General features: G+C 43.2%; 20 protein-coding genes and 1 pseudogene. 17 read left to right on the top strand and 4 right to left on the bottom strand.

Going from position 1 to position 14,224, the window contains the following annotated elements; all coding sequences use genetic code 11:
* Together CRO25_RS33735 and CRO25_RS30840 are read left to right on the top strand one after the other, a co-directional pair.
* Positions 1-336 (top strand): annotated as a pseudogene (locus CRO25_RS33735) (hypothetical protein); the annotation flags it as partial.
* 50 nt (positions 337-386) lie between these two features.
* Complete coding sequence (locus CRO25_RS30840; RefSeq protein ID WP_079697620.1) at positions 387-947, top strand: stalk domain-containing protein; 561 nt, start codon at positions 387-389, stop codon at positions 945-947.
* Positions 948-1,141: 194 nt separating this feature from the next.
* Here CRO25_RS30840 and CRO25_RS30835 read toward each other — a convergent pair whose 3' ends face one another.
* Positions 1,142-1,492 carry a hypothetical protein gene (locus CRO25_RS30835; protein ID WP_079697619.1) on the bottom strand — a complete coding sequence of 117 codons (351 nt, stop codon included), beginning with the start codon at positions 1,490-1,492 and terminating at the stop codon, positions 1,142-1,144.
* Positions 1,493-1,528: 36 nt separating this feature from the next.
* On the opposite strand from CRO25_RS30835, the gene CRO25_RS30830 reads away from it, so the two are divergent.
* Genes CRO25_RS30830 through CRO25_RS30820 form a run of 3 tightly spaced genes read left to right on the top strand, consistent with a single transcriptional unit; the run spans position 1,529 to position 2,847 of the window.
* Positions 1,529-1,717, top strand: coding sequence for a hypothetical protein (locus CRO25_RS30830; RefSeq protein ID WP_079694715.1), 189 nt, complete (start codon positions 1,529-1,531; stop codon positions 1,715-1,717).
* Between the two features lie 34 nt (positions 1,718-1,751).
* On the top strand, positions 1,752-2,204 hold the full coding sequence (locus CRO25_RS30825; protein ID WP_256863802.1) for a holin family protein: 453 nt from the start codon (positions 1,752-1,754) through the stop codon (positions 2,202-2,204).
* 25 nt (positions 2,205-2,229) lie between these two features.
* Positions 2,230-2,847, top strand: coding sequence for a lysozyme (locus CRO25_RS30820; RefSeq protein ID WP_079697617.1), 618 nt, complete (start codon positions 2,230-2,232; stop codon positions 2,845-2,847).
* Between the two features lie 63 nt (positions 2,848-2,910).
* Here the strand turns inward: CRO25_RS30820 and CRO25_RS30815 are convergent, their stop codons facing one another.
* Positions 2,911-3,453 (bottom strand): hypothetical protein, encoded by a 543-nt coding sequence (locus tag CRO25_RS30815; protein WP_079697616.1) that lies wholly within the window; start codon positions 3,451-3,453, stop codon positions 2,911-2,913.
* A 146-nt stretch (positions 3,454-3,599) separates the two neighbouring features.
* Here CRO25_RS30815 and CRO25_RS30810 point away from each other — a divergent pair, with 146 nt between their 5' ends.
* The 6 genes from CRO25_RS30810 to CRO25_RS30790 all read left to right on the top strand — a co-directional run bounded on the left by CRO25_RS30810 (position 3,600) and on the right by CRO25_RS30790 (position 5,997).
* The gene (locus CRO25_RS30810) at positions 3,600-3,881 is read left to right on the top strand and encodes a hypothetical protein (RefSeq protein WP_179132316.1); all 282 of its coding nucleotides are present in this window, start codon (positions 3,600-3,602) and stop codon (positions 3,879-3,881) included.
* A 12-nt stretch (positions 3,882-3,893) separates the two neighbouring features.
* Positions 3,894-4,226, top strand: coding sequence for a YolD-like family protein (locus tag CRO25_RS30805; protein ID WP_079697614.1), 333 nt, complete (start codon positions 3,894-3,896; stop codon positions 4,224-4,226).
* A gap of 88 nt (positions 4,227-4,314) precedes the next feature.
* The gene (locus CRO25_RS30800; protein WP_079697613.1) at positions 4,315-4,905 is read left to right on the top strand and encodes a hypothetical protein; all 591 of its coding nucleotides are present in this window, start codon (positions 4,315-4,317) and stop codon (positions 4,903-4,905) included.
* Positions 4,898-5,428 (top strand): accessory gene regulator B family protein, encoded by a 531-nt coding sequence (locus tag CRO25_RS30795; protein WP_079697612.1) that lies wholly within the window; start codon positions 4,898-4,900, stop codon positions 5,426-5,428. The genes CRO25_RS30800 and CRO25_RS30795 overlap by 8 nt, the downstream gene beginning before the upstream one ends.
* A gap of 5 nt (positions 5,429-5,433) precedes the next feature.
* Positions 5,434-5,562: a cyclic lactone autoinducer peptide gene (locus CRO25_RS32955; RefSeq protein WP_101749467.1), complete on the top strand. Its 129-nt coding sequence runs from the start codon at positions 5,434-5,436 to the stop codon at positions 5,560-5,562.
* A 15-nt stretch (positions 5,563-5,577) separates the two neighbouring features.
* Entirely contained in the window at positions 5,578-5,997 is a 420-nt protein-coding gene (locus CRO25_RS30790) for a hypothetical protein (RefSeq protein WP_079697611.1), read from the top strand.
* A 241-nt stretch (positions 5,998-6,238) separates the two neighbouring features.
* Here the strand turns inward: CRO25_RS30790 and CRO25_RS30785 are convergent, their stop codons facing one another.
* Positions 6,239-6,418 (bottom strand): helix-turn-helix transcriptional regulator, encoded by a 180-nt coding sequence (locus tag CRO25_RS30785; RefSeq protein WP_179132315.1) that lies wholly within the window; start codon positions 6,416-6,418, stop codon positions 6,239-6,241.
* A gap of 108 nt (positions 6,419-6,526) precedes the next feature.
* On the opposite strand from CRO25_RS30785, the gene CRO25_RS30780 reads away from it, so the two are divergent.
* Positions 6,527-6,763, top strand: coding sequence for a hypothetical protein (locus CRO25_RS30780; RefSeq protein WP_079697609.1), 237 nt, complete (start codon positions 6,527-6,529; stop codon positions 6,761-6,763).
* 321 nt (positions 6,764-7,084) lie between these two features.
* A complete protein-coding gene (locus tag CRO25_RS30775; protein ID WP_064638614.1) occupies positions 7,085-8,026 on the top strand; it encodes an alpha/beta fold hydrolase in 942 nt (313 codons plus the stop codon).
* 105 nt (positions 8,027-8,131) lie between these two features.
* Here the strand turns inward: CRO25_RS30775 and CRO25_RS30770 are convergent, their stop codons facing one another.
* Positions 8,132-10,228, bottom strand: a complete 2,097-nt coding sequence (locus tag CRO25_RS30770; RefSeq protein WP_179132314.1) for a serine hydrolase — start codon at positions 10,226-10,228, stop codon at positions 8,132-8,134.
* 197 nt (positions 10,229-10,425) lie between these two features.
* Between CRO25_RS30770 and CRO25_RS30765 the strand changes: the two genes are divergently transcribed.
* The 4 genes from CRO25_RS30765 (at position 10,426) to CRO25_RS30750 (ending at position 14,195) form a co-directional block, all read left to right on the top strand.
* Positions 10,426-10,794, top strand: coding sequence for a hypothetical protein (locus CRO25_RS30765; protein WP_090806120.1), 369 nt, complete (start codon positions 10,426-10,428; stop codon positions 10,792-10,794).
* A gap of 2 nt (positions 10,795-10,796) precedes the next feature.
* A complete protein-coding gene (locus CRO25_RS30760; RefSeq protein WP_064638610.1) occupies positions 10,797-12,515 on the top strand; it encodes an ABC transporter ATP-binding protein in 1,719 nt (572 codons plus the stop codon).
* Positions 12,516-12,705: 190 nt separating this feature from the next.
* The gene (locus tag CRO25_RS30755) at positions 12,706-13,140 is read left to right on the top strand and encodes a MarR family winged helix-turn-helix transcriptional regulator (protein WP_231952523.1); all 435 of its coding nucleotides are present in this window, start codon (positions 12,706-12,708) and stop codon (positions 13,138-13,140) included.
* Positions 13,137-14,195 (top strand): low specificity L-threonine aldolase, encoded by a 1,059-nt coding sequence (locus CRO25_RS30750; protein ID WP_064638608.1) that lies wholly within the window; start codon positions 13,137-13,139, stop codon positions 14,193-14,195. The genes CRO25_RS30755 and CRO25_RS30750 overlap by 4 nt, the downstream gene beginning before the upstream one ends.
* The last annotated feature ends 29 nt before the right edge of the window (positions 14,196-14,224 follow it).

The following is a 14,224-nucleotide window of genomic DNA, read 5'->3' as shown; positions in this document are numbered from 1 at the left end:
AACTCCTATCAAAACAGTGGGGGCTTATCAATCATCAGTAACGATCTTATTATCGGATCGAATAATACAGGTAACCCAATAAGATTGCAGGGCGCTCCGATCGTTGCTGGTCCTGCTGAATTCCGTAGCACAGTGGCATTTAACAGCACCGTTACTGGATTGAATCTAAGCATCGGGAATATTTCAGGGCTGCGCGCTGAGTTGGATTCAATTTGGAATTCATTAAGCGGAAAATCACCAATCGGTCATACCCACTCCGTAACATTGCCAACACACAATCACGGCTTATCAGGCGCTTCAAACTGGGGAGGAACCTTCCCAACTTCATCGGCTTAATGGTATTATAGGAAAAATGAACCATATACCATTAAGCGGAGGATACATTTATGAAAAAAGTAGCGTACTTAGTCGGTGGGGTTTTAATCGGATTTGTCCTTTCGACATCATCCGGGGCATTTGCTGAGACAATTAAGTCTATGGTTGGAAAAAAAGTAACCGGGGAATATTCGGTAATAGTTGACGGAAAGGCTTTATCGGATAAAGGTGCTATCATTGACGGAAAAGCTAATATTCCCGTCCGTGGAATATCTGAAGCATTAGGGGCTGATATAAAAGTGAGTGGAAAAACCATCACAGTAACGACTAGCCAGGAACCTGCTGAACTGGATGATAATACTTCATCCTCGCAAGTCTCTGAAAATAAATATGCTGGCCGATCAAAGGCGAGCTTGGAAGAAACGTTGTCAATATTGAAGGATCGTATGCTTGCTCCAAATTTAAAAGAGCGTGACGAGGTAGCAGCTGAGGTTAATCGTTTAAAATCAGTTGGGGCGGATGACGCTCTAATCAAAGAGCGCGAGGCCCAGCTCGCTGGTTATGATGAAAGAATCGCCTCCACAAAAGCGGATATAGAATTAGCAGAAGCAGCGCTGGCTGCAACCAAATAACATATCACCCACACAAATGAGTCCGTTACCCACGGGCTCTTTTTTATGCTCAAGAGAGGAAGTGGCGATCGTGCTGAAGAAAATTTTGCTAAAATGGATTCTAGGCAATGATATAATCGTTTTTATAAAACCGTCAGACCACCCTAGACTTTGGACAGTAGAGGTGGCCGACAGCAAGAAACGCAAAAAAATACTTACTGGTCAGACTGAGATGATAACATCTTCGCGGCACCACCTAAAAGATTATCAACTCTTTGAGTGATCTTTAAATCATAAAAGCCGGATTCATTCTGAATTGCAGAGATGCCGAGTTTGTAGTCTTTGTACTCAGGCGTTTCGTACGAAACAAAACTGATTGTGTAAAGCTTTTGATTCGGAAAATAGAAACAAACATCGAAAAACCATGTAACATCAGAATCATTAATTGAATCGACTAAATTATAGACGGCATAGGCACAATCGCAGTTCTCTTGGAACTCTTCTTTTGTCTTATAAGCCCTAATCCGAGACACCTCCTTTCTGTCGGAGCATAATTCGACAAGCATGGGGGTGTTTCCTTTTGCCAGGAAGGAGGTGAGCAATTGAAGGCGACACATCAAGTAGTGATAACGGCTGATATTTCACGGCCAGTTGAAGAGATTGCCGAAATCATTTCATTGTTTCTTGGAATGGTTCCAGCAGAAAAGCAGGAAGAGCTTTTGCAGGCTGTAGATCAGTTGGTAGGCGATGCTTTAGCGGGATTGGTTTCAGATAAAGATTCAGATAAATAGAGAGAGAAAGTGGGGGTTCGCTATGCAAGAGGGGATGTCTAATGTCATTAAAATGGTGTCTGCGGCTTTGGGGGCTGGCGCGGGATACCTCTTTGGAGGGTGGAATATTTTGATACATTTACTTTTGATTTTGGTAGTAGTGGATTGGTTGACGGGCTGGGCAGCTGCTTGGATCAAGCATGAACTGCGCAGCAGGGTTGGTTTCGAAGGTATTGCACGAAAGGCAGCTATTTTCCTGATCGTAACGATTTCCCATTATATAGATGCAGCATGGGGAAGTACTGGATACATCCAGGATGCTGTAGTATTTTTCTATATTGCAAATGAGCTATTGTCTGTTATTGAAAACGCCGGGCGAATGGGCTTGCCTATGCCGGACGCACTCCGGAATGCGGTCAAAATATTTGAATCCAAATCTTCAGTACCGACGAATCCAAACCTTCCAGATTCACCGCAAGATGATACGAATCAAAAACCAGCAGTCTAATATAAAGAATGGGGTGTTTTAGATCATGCGTAAAATATCTAATGTAGGAATTGCTCTGATTAAATCGTTTGAAGGATGCAAACTCACAGCGTACAAGCCAGTGCCAACTGAAAAGTATTGGACAATCGGTTGGGGGCATTATGGGGAGGACGTAAAACAAGGCCAGAAGATTTCACAGGCGCAGGCTGACGCTATGCTAATTACTGACCTGGCTAAATATGAGGCATATGTAAATAACCCATCTTACGTTCCGTTGACGGACAAGCTTACACAGAATCAATTCGATGCGCTCACAAGCTTTTGCTACAATACAGGCCCAGGTAACCTGAAACAGCTATGTAACGGCCGCACATTAGCCCAAATTGCCGCAAGCATTACCAAGTATAACAAGGCAGGGGGAAGTGTCCTGAATGGTCTGGTGAAGCGCAGACAGGCAGAACTTGACCTATTCAACACACCTGAAACAAAGAAGGCTGATTCAGAGGACAAAGTGACAGCAGTCGTTAATGGTAAGCAGATTGAAGGAGCGGTTTTAAAAGATGGCATAGTGCTAATCCCTTTACGATCTGCTGGTGACAATATTCCCGGTTCAAGGATCGGATGGGACCAAAAAACAAAGACTGCTAGGCTGGACACTCAATAATCCCAAGCGATTGGAAATAAAAAAGACTCTGCTGACTTGTATGCTGGCAGAGTCTTTTTTTCATTAAAATACGCTAGGTTCATACCAGGTGTTATCAAAAACCATTTTTCCATCTTTTCTAAAAAGAGTAGCTTTAATGACGTTAGATCCAGACTGAAGATAAGGAACCTCCCAGAAAATAACTAAATCCTGAACATTCTCTTCCACTGCTAAATTTGCAGCTATTTCATTATTGTAATTCTCAATTGTTGTCCTCGTCGTTTCAGCAGTATTTTCAGCATCAAAGGACATGTATGCGAGTACTATGTAATCTCCATCTTTTTCAGTTCCAAAGTTCTCATTCACTTGAAAATCTTTGATTGATACTTTCCTCATTTTCGTCGTTGATTTCTCTACATTATCAGCGATTTTTTCTTGTGGAGTAAGTTCCTTTGTAGGCTCTGGTGTTTTTTCAGGTTCTTTAATCGGATCAACGGTTTCAGTTTCCGCAACCGGGGTTGTGGCTAAAGTTTCATCCGTAGGTTCTTCCATAAACGATCCTATGGCACCAAACAATATAACAGCAATAACCCAGAACCACCACTTCTTATAAAACGGCTTATTCATTCCCTGTAATTACCTCCAATCTATTCTTTAGTAGCAGTCTATCAGACACAGGAAGATGTTTCTATATCCGATTCCATAATTTCCTGATATTTCAGTTGATAAAAGAACGTACGTTCGCATATAATAAATCCGAGGTGATTTACATGTTGACGGATTATCAACGAAAGGTCCTTCGGATCTTATACAACTACAAAGGTGGACGGCGTAGGTTTCCAACAATCCATGAACTGACGGTTAAAACGGGTAAGCATAAGCCGGATGTCATGGCTGCTCTGGACGCTCTTGTGGATGCGGAATACATACATTGGGAAGACAAGTCAGACACGGCTAATATCGTCATTTTGGAAGGCTGGGAGCGTGAGGGCGAACGACCTAAGGTGGATCGTACTCCACCGTCTGGCAATATTGATTACTGGACCGAATACTAAGGAGGCGGAACCATGAGTAAGAAACTTTTCGGCAACGGGGTCTATGAAGGGTCGAGGTATATTATGCCCGAACATCTCGAAGGGATGTTGCAACAAGAGAGGGAACAACAGCGTAGAGGAAAACCCATTCTTGACGAGCAAGCCATCGAAGAAATCGTTCGTGCTTTAGCTGAATCATTCCACGAAAAAACGAAGGTTGATCTGGTTGTTTTTAGCCCGTTTGACGACGAGCATTATAGTGGAGTTGTAATTGGTATTAATCAAAGCAGAGGTAAGGTCAACCTGTTGTTAGAAGATGATGAAAGGGAAATTTCAATCGCAGAAATAATCTCGGCAAACGTCTAGAATTGTATGTTTTTGGCTATGGAATTGCCACTCCTTCCGGTATAATTAAAGTATACGCTTTATACTGCCGATAAAGGAGAAATGTAGGGTGTGGGAGCTAGTTTGGTTTCTGCTTTTTTCAATGATCGAGATGTTCGGGGCATTTCTGTTTATGATGCTACTGTTTAGAGAAAGTCCAAGAGAATACATCTGGCAAGCTGCTCTTGTTGCAATTATTATGGGGCTTCAAAGTTACTACTTGCGAGGCGTTGATCTAGGGTTTGTGGCGGTAGTAATCAACATTCTGTTTTATGTGCTCTTGCTAGCAGCAGTGATTAAGATACCAGTGATTTGGTCCGCTATTATAGCGTGTGCAGGGTTCTTCCCTTATGCATTTGCCCAAGCAGCACTCTACGAGTTTTTCCAAGGACAATTACTGCAGTTGATTACCGGTATTATTTTTATGTTACTGGCATACATGCTGTATCGCTTTGGAATAGGCTTCGAAGCGCCATATCATCTTTTAAAGTTCCGTTGGGAGAAGGCATTAGTGGTGCTTGTGGTGTTAGGCTCATTCGCTCTCACGGCCATCACAATGTACCAAAATTCAGTATGGATCAACATTATATTCTTCGGCGCTGCGTCGGTGTTGTTCCTTTACTACGCAATACGCAAGGAAAGGGAAGTAGCCAGTGATTGAAAATGCGGCCGGGCGAGTAGCTCGCCATATCAAATCAGTCGTTCCGAATCATCCAGTCCATGAAGAGGATATGCAACACACGCTAATAATTATTATGAACACAGCCGCTGTTGTTCTTTTTACGCTAATCGGGGTGTTGTTTACGGGCAGGGGATCAGAGGTCATTATGCTGCTCAAATGCTTTGCGTTACTTCGGCTAGTCTCAGGCGGTCTACACCTTGAATCAAGCATGGGGTGTGCGATTGTAACAGCAGGAACAGCGACGTTGCTCTCTACAATAAACGCCAATACTACTTGGACAATTTCGCTAACGGCAATCAGTATGTTGGTTGTCCTCATATATGCTCCATCAGGAATTGAAAATCAATCTCGCATTCCCGAGAGGTTTTATCCTCTTCTTCCAGTAATATCTTTCTTCATTGTTGCATCAAATCTATGGTTTTTATCGTCAATGGCTGCAATAGCATTTTTTGTACAAGCCATGACGTTGGTTATAAATGAGCATTTCATGAAAAGGGGGTGACACATATGTTCAAAGTAGCTATGTATTCAGCAATCGCTTCAAGCCTTGGCGTTATTGCTGCAATTACAGTACTGCCAGCAAGTTTGGTATTCGTTAACAATCCACGACCGTCCAAACGACTGCTTAAAAAATAATGGAGGACCACATATATGGAACCTATATCGTTGCTGGTTGATCCGAAGGGTAAAAATGGCGTTACAGCCGTTAAGATCACCGATATCCTGTACCTGTCTTATATAAGCGGGTACAGAAAGGTTGCATTCTATACTGCGGATGCAACATATTACTTTACTGGAAGCAAAGAATACTGGACTGATGTACTTAACAACAGCGGGGCTAGATTTGTTGGTGTGGATCGCAAAAGCTCCGTCAACGCTGAAAAGGTTATCCGAACGGAAGAAGAACCGCACTATGCCTATTTCGAAAAGTTTCGCCGGATAGGCGAGAAAAGATGTTGGCTGTCTAAAAGAGGGCATGACGATCTAATAAAAGAAATGAGCGTAATTCGAGAAGAATTAAAGTCGCAGTTTGTACCAGTTTATCAATACAAAGAGGGGCTGCCATCATAACAATGGCGCCCCATTTTTTTTCAAACAAACATTATATCATAAACAAAAACAGATATGTTGTCGAATAATGGTGTCGAAAGCAAAGAATTCAGCCGCCCAATTTATGTTTACAAGAGGCTAATAATGGGATTTAATAGAGATGTGAGGTATGAAAAATTTGGGGTTGATATATCATTATTGGTTTATTTTAGCTCTGCGCTAAAAATCGCTCAGAGGAGGGGCTTGCGCCTCCGCCGTTCGCCTAATCCCATTCGTGGAGCTCTTCCATAGTGCAGCCTAGTCGTTTGGCCACGCGAGCTGCAACAGGATAAGAGAAAAATCGTTTCCCGGATATGACCTGAGAAATAAAACCATCTGATATGTCTACATCTCGTGCCAGGTCAGTGGCCTTGATTTTCTTCTTGGCTAAGAGGTATGGCAAACGGCTCCTCCCTGGCTCGGGATACATCCATTTACACCTCATGCCTTAATGATTTCAATTGTTATTATATTCTAATTGGTTTTGAAATAACAGCACGGGAGGGTAATCATGGAAAAAGAAGGGGAACAAACTTATGAAGATAGAGAGAAGATTAATTCAATAATAGATGTCGTCGTGTCTGACAAGAGTGGGCAGGAATACAAACAATTTGTGGAGTTAATAAACAGCGATAAGTCTTTAGATGATCTTGCGTTTGAGTTAGAGAATTTATTTTTGGAACAAACGAGGAAATCTGTGATTTATGCATACAAGATGGGTGCCTCAGAAGCCGCTCGCTCTAAGTAAGAAAAGGGTGGAAAACCTCGGATTGACCGGTGTTTTCCACCCTTTTCTTTTTGACCACTATGACCACACTGTGACCACACAACCATCGCACACTTCGCAAAACTCGCATTCAATGAACGGTGCTAAAAAGCTTAATCGCACGCCTCGCAAAACTCGCATTCAATGAATGACTAAAGAGAACATTAAAGTTGTCTTACCAGAGAATGGCCGCATTGTATTTGTAGGTGAGGCTGGATCCAAATTTGAAATTTCAATAAAAAAGTAAATTAACGGATTTGCAAACGGCTGTACGACAAACAAACTCAACAGGAGAAAACCATCATGATGAAAAAAATATTAATCATTTTACTCAAAATATTCGGAGCCATAGTTATCGCTTTTGCATTATTTATTGCCACTGTCTATTTTGTAAATGTATTTAGCAACAAGTCGGAGGCAGGGAAAATAAAACCCTATGGTCAGTCCGTAGCGGTTGACGGGAAAAACATGAATGTGTTGATCCAAGGAAAAGGTGAAGAAACCGTGGTATTGCTTCCGGGATACGGAACACCTGCCCCAGCCCTCGATTTTAAACCGTTAATTGATGAGCTATCTCCGTTTTACAAAGTCGTCGTCATTGAACCTTTCGGTTATGGATTAAGTGACATAACTGAAAAAGAGCGTACCACGGAAAATATGGTCAGTGAAATTCATGAAGCTCTACAGCAGCTTAATATTACTCATTACACGCTGATGGGTCATTCCATTTCAGGAATCTACGGACTAGATTATGTAAACAAATATCCAAACGAAGTAAATGCTTTTGTTGGGATTGATAGCAGCGTTCCAACGCAGGGAGGCAACGATGATCCATTCCCAACAGATGTGTACAAACTGCTCAAAAAATCAGGGTTCTACCGATTGTTAATGAAACTGGCCCCTGATCAACTGATTGCACCAGCTGTTGATGATGAAACCAGAGAACAAATTAGAATGCTTTCACTCAAAAATACGTTTAATCCGAACAACTTAAGTGAAGGCGAAAATTTTGGTCCCAATTTCAAAGCTGCTGAAGGCTTGACCTTCCCCAAAGATCTGCCTGTCATTTTCTTTTTACAAGCGAATGATACCGAAACGGAAGGATGGATACCTATGCATGAAGAGCAAGTTAAAAATTCAGTACATGGTAAAGTGATGACATTCGAAGGTGGACATTATTTACACCATACCCGATCCAAAGAAATAGCCGAAAACTTCAAGAAGTTTATGAATGAAGTAAAATAAACTTAGAACAAACGTAGTATCTTTCAGAATGGATTTCAGAAAGAATGAAACGCCCGTTCCCCAGTAGAACATAGGGGAACGGGCGTATTTCCTTGCTCATTATTATTAATTTGTTAACGAAATTTCGAACCTTGAACCAGCTTCACCAGCAAATACAATCGTACCGTTTTCAGGCAATGTAACTTCATTTTCACCACTAACCACGGTATGATTCGTACTGATACCCGTCTGGTCATATACAGTGAAAGCACCTTTCGAAGGCATCTTCACTGTCATCACTTTACCTGCGGCTGCTGCCGGTACCGAATACCACGTCGCATAACCATTCGTTTGAATCGTTGTCTTCGATTGTTTCCCTGAATAGAGTGGTCTCACAAGTTCTTGACCGACGTAGACCTTTCCTCCTGCTGAGACGTATTCCACGCCGTTTCTCTCGAAGAACTTATACTCCATCGTATCCCGGCCCGCCAAACCTGGAATTTGCAGTTGGTTCACGGCCGAATTAGCATCAATAATTTTATTAGTATACACATAACCTGGTGCTTCATCGAACATGTGAATGGGGATGATCGGCGTTGCACTGTCATATACCGTTGAGGTGTATTTTTCATTCACCAGGTAATAAATGTTGCCTTCACGCTTCTGCCAAGCGGCTGTTACATCTTCGGATAATGAATTGGTTTCGAGCTTTTCTGCCTTGTATTCCGAGGAGGCGATCTGTCCAAGCCCTGGCACCGACTGGTACGAACGGGACCACAAGTATGTATTCCCGTTATCCTCTTGAGTGAATTTCAACTTTTCTGTACCTTGCTCGTTCACGAAAGAGCCATCTTCAGTATACGTATACTTTTGTTCGGTACTGTTCGGCGACAATAGCTGGGACATCGTCAACTGTCCTTCATCATTCACTTCCAACTTCAATAACGAGCTGCCAACCGCCCCATAAATGCCAGCATACTGCGTTAGCTCTTTCGGCATGGTTGTTTTTACAGGGGCGCCAAATGATTTTTCCGGCTTCCATCCTTCAATAATATCCTTTTCCTCAAGTGCGCTAAGCAACAGTTCGCTGGCAATCAATTGGTCGGTTGTGCTTGACCCACCTGAGGAAGTAACGGCTGCAGCCATATTGTATTCCGGAAGCACAATTAATGACGAATGATAGGCAATCGTATTCCCGCCTTTGGTAACTGCCTTGATGCCGTATTCGCTAAATGGGAACAAGTTCACACTATCCCAACCTAACCCGTACGAAATAGATGAATCGCTGTCCTCTGGCCACACACCTTTTTTGTACTCTTCTTGCGTCATTGCTTTTGCCGACTCACTGGAAAGAATACCTTTGACCTCTCCCGTAAAGATTTGCGAAAATTTGACCAGGTCTTCTGCGGTAGAGTAAATGCCTCCAGAGCCAATCATATTCGTGTTCTCTAGTGGAAGTTGTTCCTTATTCAGCTGCGAATAAGTTACCGCCATTTGGTCAGGATCAATCAGATCCTGCGGCGTTTTGGTATGGCTCATACCCAAGGGTTCGGTGAAATTCTGTTGGATGAAATGGCTAAAGCTCATGCCACTAACCTTTTCGACCAGAATTTCAGCTAACGTAAAGCTATCGTTACTATACACCGAGTAGGCTCCCGGATCTGCCTTCAAATTTTGCTCGGCCAATTGATCCAAAAATGTATCATGTGCATAGGTATCATTGTCCCCATACAGTATGGCACTACCGCTTGAGGTTCCAAGAATCCCGGATGAATGATTCAGCAACATACGAGGTGTGATCTGTTTGTAACGGTTATCTTTCATTTTAAAGTCAGGGATATAGTTCACAACCGGCACATCCAGATCGATCTTGTCTTCGTCAACCAGCTTCATCACAGCGGCTGTGAGCACCATTTTACTGGTTGAACCGATGCCATACATTGTATTAGAAGAAAGGGGGATACGGCCCTCCGGGTCGTTTTTGCCTACTTGTCCGGAGATCACGATCTCTCCCTCATCCATGAGTGCGTACTGCACACTTGTTGTACCGTATGTTTCGGTAAGGAGCTTGGCCTTCTCCATCACCGCTTTTTGGGTCATATTATACGTGAGGTTACTGGTGTTACTGTTTGCCTGTGCGGCGAGAGCATTCATTGGGGCTAACATGGTTAACACCAGGGTTACAGCGGCGAATGAAGTTCGTTTTTTCAGTGTCAATCTCATCTTCTCCTGTCTTATCTGTAGATTAGGTATCTCTGTGGTGGTACGTAAGTTAGTGTACTCTAGGACGGTGAACTGAATATGAATTGGGCCAGAATAAAATGGAAAAATACGGGTTGACAGAAAAATCCCTTACGTATACAATCGTATACATAAACAATTTGTATACAAATGTATACGAAGATGGAGGTGCTTCAAAAATGAGAGAAAGACATATAAATGTGAACGAACAACCTGATCGCCATGGAGAGCGGTCCAGACGGGGTCGTGGGGAAGAAGAGCGACAAGGTGAAGGTTCAAGACGTGGGAGAGGGCATGGAGAGCATCACGGAAAACGGGGCAATGGGGCACAAACGTTTCGCCGTGGAAGAATTTTAGTCTTTTTGGAACAAATGCAGAATCGAAGAGCTACGTTGGCCAGACAGCTTGGTCAGGAGGAGTTCCGGAATATTCATCAGATGATAAGTGGTGAACTGAAAGCCATTGATCAGGTCATTGATGAATACATCCAACTTTTTGAATTACAAAATGAAGAAGAAAGCCCTAATCAGGATCTGGAGAGTGAATAAGAATGGTTCGTCGTTTTTTCTCGTATTATCGTCCTTACAAAAAACTATTTTTAATTGATTTTGGTTGTGCAGTACTAGCTGGTTTACTAGAGCTGGCATTTCCACTTGCTGTAAGCAAGTTCATTAATGAGTTGCTGCCAGGTCAAGATTGGCCACTCATTATCCTCGCATGTATTGTCTTGCTGTCGATCTATGCGCTGAATACCGTCTTGAATTATGTCGTGACCTACTGGGGACATATGCTTGGCATTAACATTGAAACCAACATGCGTTCGAAGATGTTTGCTCATTTACAAAAGTTATCCTTCCGGTTTTTCGATAATCGCAAGACGGGTCATCTGATCGGTCACCTTACCAATGATCTCAACGATATTGGAGAGGTTGCTCACCATGGACCTGAGGATGTATTCATCGCGATTATGACTCTAATCGGATCTTTCTGGCTCATGGCGAACATTAATTTAGAGCTTGCACTGATCACCTTTGTCATTATTCCTATCATGGCCTGGGTCATTATCGTGTTTGGTGGGCGCATGACGAAGACCTATCGACGCCTCTTCGGCGATGTGGGGAATTTCAATTCCCGTATTGAAGACAACGTAGGCGGAATTCGTGTCGTTCAATCGTTCGCTAACGAAGAGCATGAGAAAAAACTATTTTCCGTAGACAACGAGAACTTCCGTAAAACAAAGCTGCTTGCTTACAAAACGATGGCGAAGAGTATATCGGTCAGCTACATGATGATGCGTCTGGTTACTGTGTTCGTTATGATTAGCGGTGCCTGGTTCTTTATCGATGGCAGAATTGATATGGGTGATTTCATGGCATTCCTGCTCTTGTCTAATATCTTCTTCCGCCCGATTGAGAAAATAAATGCTGTAATCGAAAGTTATCCGAAAGGGATCGCTGGATTCAAGCGTTATCTGGAAATCATTGATACCGAGCCGGAAATCGCCGATGCGAAAAATGCCGTGGAGCTAAAAAGCGTCCGTGGAGATATTCGCTTCGAAAATGTCTCATTCGGTTATGAGGAAAATCGACGTATTCTGAATAATATCAGTTTGTCCATCAATCCAGGGGAAACCGTTGCATTTGTGGGTCCTTCCGGTGCAGGTAAAACGACCATTTGCAGTCTGCTTCCACGGTTCTATGAAGTAGAGGAAGGTCGGATTACCGTTGATGGAGTTGATATTCGTGAGGTTCAGCTGGAATCTTTGCGCAAACATATCGGTATTGTTCAACAGGATGTATTTCTCTTCTCAGGCACAATTAAGGAAAATATCGCTTATGGCGATTTAACGGCAACAGACGAGCAAATCTGGGATGCAGCCCGTCGTGCATCTTTGGAAGAGTTGCTTCTTACTTTGCCAGAAGGGATCAATACGATCATTGGTGAGCGTGGTGTCAAACTTTCCGGAGGTCAGAAACAGCGCCTGTCCATTGCTCGGATGTTCCTGAAAAATCCACCGATTCTCATTCTGGACGAAGCAACGTCTGCTCTGGATACCGAAACCGAAGCATTAATCCAGAAGTCCTTGGCGGAACTGTCAGTGGGCAGAACAACCCTTGTTATTGCACACCGACTGACAACGATCAAGAATGCAGATCGCATCCTGGTAGTCAATGCGGATGGCATCGCAGAGCAGGGTAACCATGAGGAACTGGTCGCTGCCGGAGGCATATACAGCAGACTTCACCAGGTGCAATACAGCCATTCTTAATAGCCAAAAAACAAACCGTGCATTTGCGCGGTTTGTTTTTTGTTTTTCAATAAAGTGACATTCATTTGAACTATAAAGTTCATCAATATTATATATTGTTGACAACGTCCACTAAACTGATTATTATAATGTTGACAATGTCCACTAAAAGGGAGGGTTTCACATCGACTCTCAGCAAATAAATGCAGATATGTTGACTGAAATGCGGCGTTTTAACCGTTTTTATACCAATATACTCGGTGTACTCGATAAGCATATCCTGGGAACGGGATACTCCTTCGCTGAAGCAAGGGTCATTATTGAAATTGGCATTCAAGGGGAGAGCATTGCGAACAATCTGGTGGATACACTGACCATTGATCGCAGCTACATGAGCCGAATTGTAAGTAAACTGACCCGAGAAGGGCTGCTGATGAAAGTGGATTCAGCTGCTGACAGCCGCGTTAGTTTGATTCGCCTGACTGAAAAAGGGCAGGAGCTTTACGGTGAGTTGAATGAACGTTCAGATCAGCAGATTGTGAAGTTAATGCAAGGTTTGGATGAGGAAGAGATCAGAGAAGTTTACGCTTCAATGATGAATATTCAGGATAAGTTGAACAAAAGAGCAGGAGAGACAAGACGATGATACGATTCGAATGTGATTACAACGAAGGCGCGCATGAGCGCATTTTGCAAAGACTAATTTCAACGAACATGGAACAAACGAGCGGTTACGGTAAAGATGCCCATTGTGATCGGGCGAGAAGCCTTATTCGACAAGCTTGTGAAAATGAACAGGCGGATGTGCATTTTTTGGTTGGTGGTACACAGACCAATACAACGGTTATTGCCTCCATTTTGCGTCCATACCAAGGCGTGATTGCAGCGACTTCGGGCCACATCGCGGTCCATGAGACGGGAGCGATCGAAGCCACAGGTCACAAAGTGATCACGGTACCAAGCGAGGATGGGAAGATCACGTCAGATCAGGTCAAAGCGGTCTATGATGCCCATTGGAATGATGCAGCACCTGAACATTGTGTCCAGCCCGGAATGGTTTACATATCCCAGCCTACTGAGAACGGTACGATGTACAGCAAGGCAGAGCTGCAAGCATTATTTAATGTGAGCCAACAGTGTGGTCTCCCGTTCTTTATTGATGGGGCACGTCTTGGGTATGCTCTTGCTTCCCGGAATTGTGATACGACTCTCGCTGATCTCGCCCGCCTATGTGATGTATTCTATATTGGCGGAACCAAGATCGGAGCATTGATGGGAGAAGCGGTAGTCATCCTGAACGACAAGCTTAAGCCAGATTTTCGTTATATGATCAAACAAAAAGGCGGCCTGCTTGCCAAAGGCAGATTGTTGGGGATTCAATTTGAAACGCTGTTTGAAGATGGTCTGTATCTTGAAATTTCCCAGCATGCGGTGGACATGGCCATGTTAATTCATGATTCGCTTGCGGAGCAAGGTATTACTTTCCTATATGATTCACCAACCAATCAGCAATTTCCGATTCTGCCAGATGATCTGCTTCAGGATTTACGCAGCCGTTACTCGTTCACATTCTGGGAAAAGGTGTCCGATACACACAGCGTCGTTCGTTTTTGTACCAGTTGGGCAACCCAGCGGGAAAATGTGGACTCACTGATTCGTGATATTTCCCAGGCTCTGAACAAATTGAAAGCTTGTGTGTAATCATTAATCACTAAAGGTTAGTATATATG

The sequence above is a fragment of the Paenibacillus sp. RU5M genome (assembly GCF_900221055.1).
Classification (GTDB): Bacteria; Bacillota; Bacilli; order Paenibacillales; family Paenibacillaceae; genus Paenibacillus; species Paenibacillus marchantiae.
Note: the sequence above shows the minus strand (reverse complement) of the source record. Positions and strands in the feature narration are given on the sequence as shown.

Excerpts from the sequence above, each read along its gene's own strand:
- CRO25_RS30840 (WP_079697620.1), top strand. The coding sequence starts at position 387 with ATGAAAAAAGTAGCGTACTTAGTCGGTGGGGTTTTAATCGGATTTGTC.
- CRO25_RS30835 (WP_079697619.1), bottom strand. The coding sequence starts at position 1,492 with ATGCTTGTCGAATTATGCTCCGACAGAAAGGAGGTGTCTCGGATTAGG.
- CRO25_RS30825 (WP_256863802.1), top strand. The coding sequence starts at position 1,752 with ATGTCTAATGTCATTAAAATGGTGTCTGCGGCTTTGGGGGCTGGCGCG.
- CRO25_RS30820 (WP_079697617.1), top strand. The coding sequence starts at position 2,230 with ATGCGTAAAATATCTAATGTAGGAATTGCTCTGATTAAATCGTTTGAA.
- CRO25_RS30815 (WP_079697616.1), bottom strand. The coding sequence starts at position 3,453 with ATGAATAAGCCGTTTTATAAGAAGTGGTGGTTCTGGGTTATTGCTGTT.
- CRO25_RS30805 (WP_079697614.1), top strand. The coding sequence starts at position 3,894 with ATGAGTAAGAAACTTTTCGGCAACGGGGTCTATGAAGGGTCGAGGTAT.
- CRO25_RS32955 (WP_101749467.1), top strand. The coding sequence starts at position 5,434 with ATGTTCAAAGTAGCTATGTATTCAGCAATCGCTTCAAGCCTTGGCGTT.
- CRO25_RS30790 (WP_079697611.1), top strand. The coding sequence starts at position 5,578 with ATGGAACCTATATCGTTGCTGGTTGATCCGAAGGGTAAAAATGGCGTT.
- CRO25_RS30780 (WP_079697609.1), top strand. The coding sequence starts at position 6,527 with ATGGAAAAAGAAGGGGAACAAACTTATGAAGATAGAGAGAAGATTAAT.
- CRO25_RS30775 (WP_064638614.1), top strand. The coding sequence starts at position 7,085 with ATGATGAAAAAAATATTAATCATTTTACTCAAAATATTCGGAGCCATA.
- CRO25_RS30770 (WP_179132314.1), bottom strand. The coding sequence starts at position 10,228 with ATGAGATTGACACTGAAAAAACGAACTTCATTCGCCGCTGTAACCCTG.
- CRO25_RS30765 (WP_090806120.1), top strand. The coding sequence starts at position 10,426 with ATGAGAGAAAGACATATAAATGTGAACGAACAACCTGATCGCCATGGA.
- CRO25_RS30760 (WP_064638610.1), top strand. The coding sequence starts at position 10,797 with ATGGTTCGTCGTTTTTTCTCGTATTATCGTCCTTACAAAAAACTATTT.
- CRO25_RS30755 (WP_231952523.1), top strand. The coding sequence starts at position 12,706 with ATGTTGACTGAAATGCGGCGTTTTAACCGTTTTTATACCAATATACTC.
- CRO25_RS30750 (WP_064638608.1), top strand. The coding sequence starts at position 13,137 with ATGATACGATTCGAATGTGATTACAACGAAGGCGCGCATGAGCGCATT.